The organism is Iodobacter sp. BJB302, from assembly GCF_002735645.1.
GTDB lineage: Bacteria > Pseudomonadota > Gammaproteobacteria > Burkholderiales > Chitinibacteraceae > Iodobacter.
Genome location: NZ_PDZG01000126.1, coordinates 1 through 5,680, shown reverse-complemented (window position 1 = coordinate 5,680; position 5,680 = coordinate 1). Strand labels below are relative to the sequence as shown.

Here is a 5,680-nt window from a genome sequence, read left to right as displayed (position 1 = left end):
CCAACAGGACGCAGTAATCCGCGGGTTGTGAAACGACGAACTAAGCATTTTGCAAGTAGAAAAGGCACGGAAATTCTTAATCAACGGCATAACTGGGGAATAAAAATCATAAAGTGAACAGCATTGGATCTGAGCCTCCGGTCCTTGGCCTTTTAAATACTCATACACCTGTGGCTGATAGCCTTCCCACTGATACAAAGTCTTAGGTGGTGTGCTACAACCTGCCAGCAAGGCACTCGCCAAAAGAGCGAAAGGTAAAACTCGCTGTTTGATTAAATTGTTCTTCATTATTTTGCCAATCAATTATTTATTAGGAACCCAGGCACCGGTATCAATCGCCAGAACCAAATGATTTACCGCTTCACGCACGGCCAAATCTAATACCTTGCCATTGAGCGTTGAATCGTAACTAGCCGTACCACCAAAGCCAACGATCTCTCGATTAGATAAGCTGTACTCACCAGCACCTTGGCTAGAAAAAACCACTTCAGATGTTGTAACGTTCACAATATTTAAGCTGACCTTGGCATAAGCAACCTGCGATTTACCACGGCCCAGCAAACCAAATAACTGTTGATCACCAACATCTTTACGACCAAATTCGGTGACATCGCCGGTAATCACATAATCAGCGCCTTTTAAGCTTTGAGCTTGCTTTTTAAGAGCGGCTTCCTGCTTCATTTCTTCCAGATTATCGCGATCCAAAACACTAAAGCGATTGGTTTGCTGTAAATGGCTCATCAAAATCGTTTTGGTCTGGCTACCCATCCGATCTACACCATCAGAAAAAATACCACGCATATAGCTGGATCGATTCTCAAATTTTCCAACCGAAATAGGCGTACGCACACCCGCGTAAGGCCTAGCGGCGCTTTCCACTTTTGCGACAGACAATAAGTGCGAACTCTCCGTAGCGCATCCTGCCAAAGTAGACAGCAGGGCCACTGCCGTAAGCTGTGAAATTACTTTTAATACTTTCATTCTTCACCCCTATTACTACGGTAGTAATAAAACCAAACATCATACTTTTGTAATTAGGACGAGTAAATAAGTATTTACTAATAAAAAATTCATCTTTGAATAGGCAAGCTTTTCCACAAGATTAAAACCACTCGCTCGCTAAAAAATAAGCCACACTCGATATGCGGTCTAAAACTAAAAAACAGCTACCAAAGTAAAAGAATTAAAGGAGGGATCTTATTTGTTAGCTCATTTAATGAGAGAACAAATAAAGAATATAAAATTTTTTCTACGAGAGCTAACATAATTTGGCTAGAAAAAATGCCCCAGTACACAGAACTACCTAATCTACATTTAGAAGCAATGACAATGTACTTTTCAAATCCAATAGCAACAAACCCATAAAAAAACCCAGCAATTGCTGGGTTTTTTAGTGCTTTATCTCACGACTACTGTGGCAAGAAATGCGAGCTTAACTACGATAATCCGCATTAATTTTGACGTAATCGTAAGAAAAATCGCAAGTCCATATGGTTGCAGATTCAGCGCCACGGTTTAATTTTACGGTAATGCTGATTTCAGATTGCTTTAACACACGCTGGCCGTCTTCTTCCTTGTATCCCGCATAGCGGCCACCGTCTTTGGCCACCAGCACGTCATCAAGCCACACTTCCAGCTTATCCACGTCCAGATTTTCAACCTGCGAATAACCAATCGCGCAGAGAATACGGCCCAGATTGGGGTCAGAGGCAAAGAAAGCGGTTTTCACCAAAGGCGATCTGCCAATTGCATAGCCAACGGCTTTACATTCTGCGCGATCAATACCGCCTTCCACATTAATCGTAATAAATTTAGTTGCGCCTTCGCCATCGCGAATAATCGCTTTAGCCAGCGTCTGGCTGATTTCCAATACCGCATCGCGCAGGGTAATAAAATCTGCGCTATGGGTGTCGGCCACTTCGGTGTTCCCCGCCTGGCCAGTCGCCATCAGGATAAAACTATCGTTGGTGCTGGTGTCGCCATCCACCGTAATCGAGTTAAACGAGCGATCTGCCGACCAGCTGACTAATTCTTGCAACACGGCTTGCGATACGGCGGCATCAGTTGCCAGATAGCCCAGCATGGTCGCCATATTCGGGTGAATCATGCCTGCGCCCTTGCTGATACCGGTAAGCGTCACCGTTTTGCCATCCAGCACAATTTTCTTGCTGGCAGCTTTTGGCGCCACATCGGTAGTCATGATGGCATTAGCGGCTTCAAACCAGTTAGCTGGTTTTAGATCACCAATAGCGGCATCCAGCGCATCAATAATTTTGGCAGCAGGCAGCGGCTCTAAAATCACGCCAGTAGAAAACGGCAGCACTTGTGCCGGGCTGATGTCCAGACGTTCGGCCAGTGCAAAACAGATTTCTTTAGCGCGCTCATAGCCATCCAGGCCTGTGCCTGCATTGGCATTGCCGGTATTCACCACCAAAGCGCGAATCTCGCCCGTGTCGGCAAGATGGCTGCGGCAAATACGCACGGGTGCCGCGCAAAATTTATTCAGTGTAAATACCCCTGCGGCACGGCTGCCCTTCGCTAATCGCATCACCAGCACATCTTTACGGCCTGCGGTTTTAACACCTGCTGAGGCAATACCAAGCTCTAAGCCGGCAACAGGAAAAAGCTGGCTGGGATCAAGTGTAGGCAGATTAACGGGCATGACTGAAATCTCCGGATGGGGCAAAAATAAATATTGTAAAGCACCTCTGTACTGTTGCTGGGAAAAACATGGTGCATTTATTCCACAGCGTCTATTCCACGCTGTTTTAAAAGATAAATTTAAAACAAATAAAACAGTGCAAAGTATTCAGAGCAGCATTTTTATACGGGTTTATCCCTGTAATAGAATTGAGATCTTAGTGATAAATTGCATTGCGCATTGTTGTAAATCATGCGTTTAAAATGCACTGCCTTGTTTAAAACAGAGCCACATCAGATGGCCATCCTAAATAATGCTCAGAGGAGATAACAATGCGTATTGGCTTAGTCACGGATTCATGCTGCGATTTACCACGGGATTTTCTGGATAAACATCAGATCGTCATTTTGCCAATTACCATTCATGGCAGTGATGGCACTTTTATTGATAATCGGGATCCTGCTGCTACGCGTGATTTTTATCGCCGCCAGGCTGCGGCAGGTGTGGCTGATTTTGAATCAGAGCCTTTTTCAACAGAGCAAATCCGTGAATTATTTTTATCCCGCCTGGTATTAGATTTTGATGCCGTTTTTTGCCTTACGGTCATGCAATCCCGCAGCCAGATTTTTAATCATTGCAGCCAGGCGGCCAGAGCCATTCTCACCGAATACCGCCCTATTCGTGAACAAGCCAATTTGAATAAACCCTTCACATTGCGCGTATTTGACAGTGCCAATATTTTTGCCGGCCAGGGATTAGTTGTTGCTGAAGTGGCCCGTTTAATCAGCCTGCAGGCTTCTAATTCTGAAATCACAAAACATATCGAGCGATTATCTCAAACCACTCAGGGCTTTTTAATGCCTGCCGATTTAGGCCAATTACGTCACCAGGCACGGCGTAAAGGCGATAAGAGTGTGGGCTTTTTATCCTATGCGCTGGGCAGCGCACTCGATATTAAGCCGGTCGTACGCGCCTATCGCGGCATCACTGCGCCTGTGGCCCGTATTCATGGCTTTAGTGCAGGCGTTGAAAAACTATTTTCACTCGCCCGCTCCCACCTGGAGCGCGGCCTCTTTGCCCCTACCATTTGCGTCAGCTACGGCGGCGATCCGGCAGTTGTCACCGATATGCCCGCCTACCAAAAATTAAAACAAGCCTGCAAAAGCCATGGCGTGCAATTATTGCTTTGCGAAATGAGCACCACCGCAGGGGTGAATATCGGCTCAGGCGGCGTAGCGATTGCCTTTGCATCTGAGATTGAGGCAGAGCTGGATTAGGTGGTGCAAAGGAGAGGCCGGGCACCCTACATAGCTATTTGTCATTACTCTGCTGCGCACTGCAAATATTGAATCATCGCTGGGTGGTTGAAACCCTTGAATTTCGCGGGCTTCACCCCATGTGCACGAAGCAAAGTCACAAAGACCTTTTTAGTGCCTTCGGCACGTTGATTTAGGTGCGGGCGTCCCGCTGGACCTTCCTTTCTTGTGTGGCCAAGAAAGGAAGCGAAAGAAGGCCACCCCACGAAACACGAAGCCCCCTGCGCTGCGGACAATCGAGTCGGCGGCGGGCGGGATTGGCTCGCTGCCTCGCTGCCTCGCTCCCTGGCCGAAACCCCGCCCCGCTTGTTCCTCACTCCGGCGTGTTTCAAGGGGAGATTTAAGCCCCGTACCAAGAGTTTAGTCGTGATCTTTTTTCTTTGTTTGCTACTAAAGACCAAATCAGGTGCACACACGGGGAGCATGCCGCGTACTTCGCAGCTTGTACCCTGCCCTAAGAAAAACATGTTCTCAGGCTAACAGGGTTGAAGCCAGGGCAAGCTCCCTTTCCTCCTGCTTACTTCCGCTCAAAATACAATTTCATTACCAATACTGCCCCAGCCAGTGCCAGCGTAATGGCGTTGGCGATAATCAGCGGCAGCTCTTTGGTGAATAAGCCATAGACCAGCCAGAGCAATACCCCAGTTACAAACACCAGATACATCCCCAGCGAGATATCTTTTGCTGAGCGTGTTGTCCACACCTGCCACACTTGCGGAATAAATGCCGCCGTAGTGCAAGCCCCGGCGGCAAAGCCGAGTAAATTTAATGAGTTCATTTCGGAAGGCTCAAAAATAAATGACCATTATCCGCCGCAACCGTCACACCCCGCCAATCTGGCAACACGGCCAGTACATCCCAATGTAATTTATGCGCTCCGCCGATTTGCACCACCGCGCAGCCCGCAGCCAGGGCGCTGGCAACGCCTGCTGGCGCATCTTCAAAAGCAATACAATCGCGGGGCGCAGTGTTTAAACGGCTGGCCGCCAACAGATAGGCCTGAGGATCGGGCTTACCTGCGCTCACATCTTCTGCACACACAATATGAGGCGGCACGGGCAGCTGGCAGTAGCCAAGGCGATTACCGGCCAGCTTCAACCCCGCCGAAGTAACCACCGTCCAGCAAGCCTGCGGCAAGGCAGCAAGCAGCCTCGCCGCACCGGGGATTTCTGTAATGCCCTCACAATCACCGGCTTCATACTGATCAACCCAGCGCCCTTCCTGCACGGCATCCAGATGAGGTGCCACTTTGCGTATGGTGTCTTCTGAACGCACACCCTGCTGAATCGCCATCACCCCGCTTAAATCCAGGCCATGCTTCTGGCACCATGCCGACCAGACAGCTTCTACTTTGCTGGATGAATCGACCAGCGTGCCGTCCATATCAAATAAAAAAGCGCGTGCCATTAAGACCATGGTATTGCTCATGCAAATCTCCTTTGAATGCGCAAATTCTGCCCGATATTTTTTGCTTAAAGTTCCAGCGCCAGATCTATTTCTTCTACAATCAGCTCATTCCTTATCAAGGCAGCAAGATGTTAATCAGAGAATGGGTGGGAAACACTCAGGGGCAAGGCTGGCAGTATCTTTACTCTAACCTGATTATGTCTCTTGCTCAATTAAGGCTTGAAATACCCCTCTTGGACAAGGTTTAGCCTGCATCACGGCTTTGAGTAATCGAGGAATCAGAGCGCACAGGTCTGCTCGACGATTGAAACGGTAT

General features: G+C 48.2%; 5 protein-coding genes and 1 pseudogene. 1 reads left to right on the top strand and 5 read right to left on the bottom strand.

The genetic code is table 11. The features are described 5' to 3' along the window. The 3 genes and pseudogenes from CSQ88_RS23245 to argJ form a co-directional block, all read right to left on the bottom strand. Positions 1-288: pseudogene (locus tag CSQ88_RS23245) on the bottom strand (hypothetical protein); the annotation flags it as partial. Between the two features lie 15 nt (positions 289-303). After that, positions 304-981 carry a CsgG/HfaB family protein gene (locus CSQ88_RS21740; protein WP_099400155.1) on the bottom strand — a complete coding sequence of 226 codons (678 nt, stop codon included), beginning with the start codon at positions 979-981 and terminating at the stop codon, positions 304-306. 451 nt (positions 982-1,432) lie between these two features. Further along, entirely contained in the window at positions 1,433-2,662 is a 1,230-nt protein-coding gene (gene argJ, locus CSQ88_RS21735; protein WP_099400154.1) for a bifunctional glutamate N-acetyltransferase/amino-acid acetyltransferase ArgJ, read from the bottom strand. 311 nt (positions 2,663-2,973) lie between these two features. On the opposite strand from argJ, the gene CSQ88_RS21730 reads away from it, so the two are divergent. After that, complete coding sequence (locus CSQ88_RS21730) at positions 2,974-3,918, top strand: DegV family protein (protein ID WP_099400153.1); 945 nt, start codon at positions 2,974-2,976, stop codon at positions 3,916-3,918. A gap of 556 nt (positions 3,919-4,474) precedes the next feature. Here CSQ88_RS21730 and CSQ88_RS21720 read toward each other — a convergent pair. Together CSQ88_RS21720 and CSQ88_RS21715 are read right to left on the bottom strand one after the other, a co-directional pair. Beyond that, positions 4,475-4,735 (bottom strand): SemiSWEET transporter, encoded by a 261-nt coding sequence (locus tag CSQ88_RS21720; protein WP_099400151.1) that lies wholly within the window; start codon positions 4,733-4,735, stop codon positions 4,475-4,477. Further along, the gene (locus CSQ88_RS21715) at positions 4,732-5,385 is read right to left on the bottom strand and encodes an HAD-IA family hydrolase (protein WP_099400150.1); all 654 of its coding nucleotides are present in this window, start codon (positions 5,383-5,385) and stop codon (positions 4,732-4,734) included. Before CSQ88_RS21715 ends, CSQ88_RS21720 begins: the two co-directional genes overlap by 4 nt. Between the last annotated feature and the right edge of the window lie 295 nt (positions 5,386-5,680).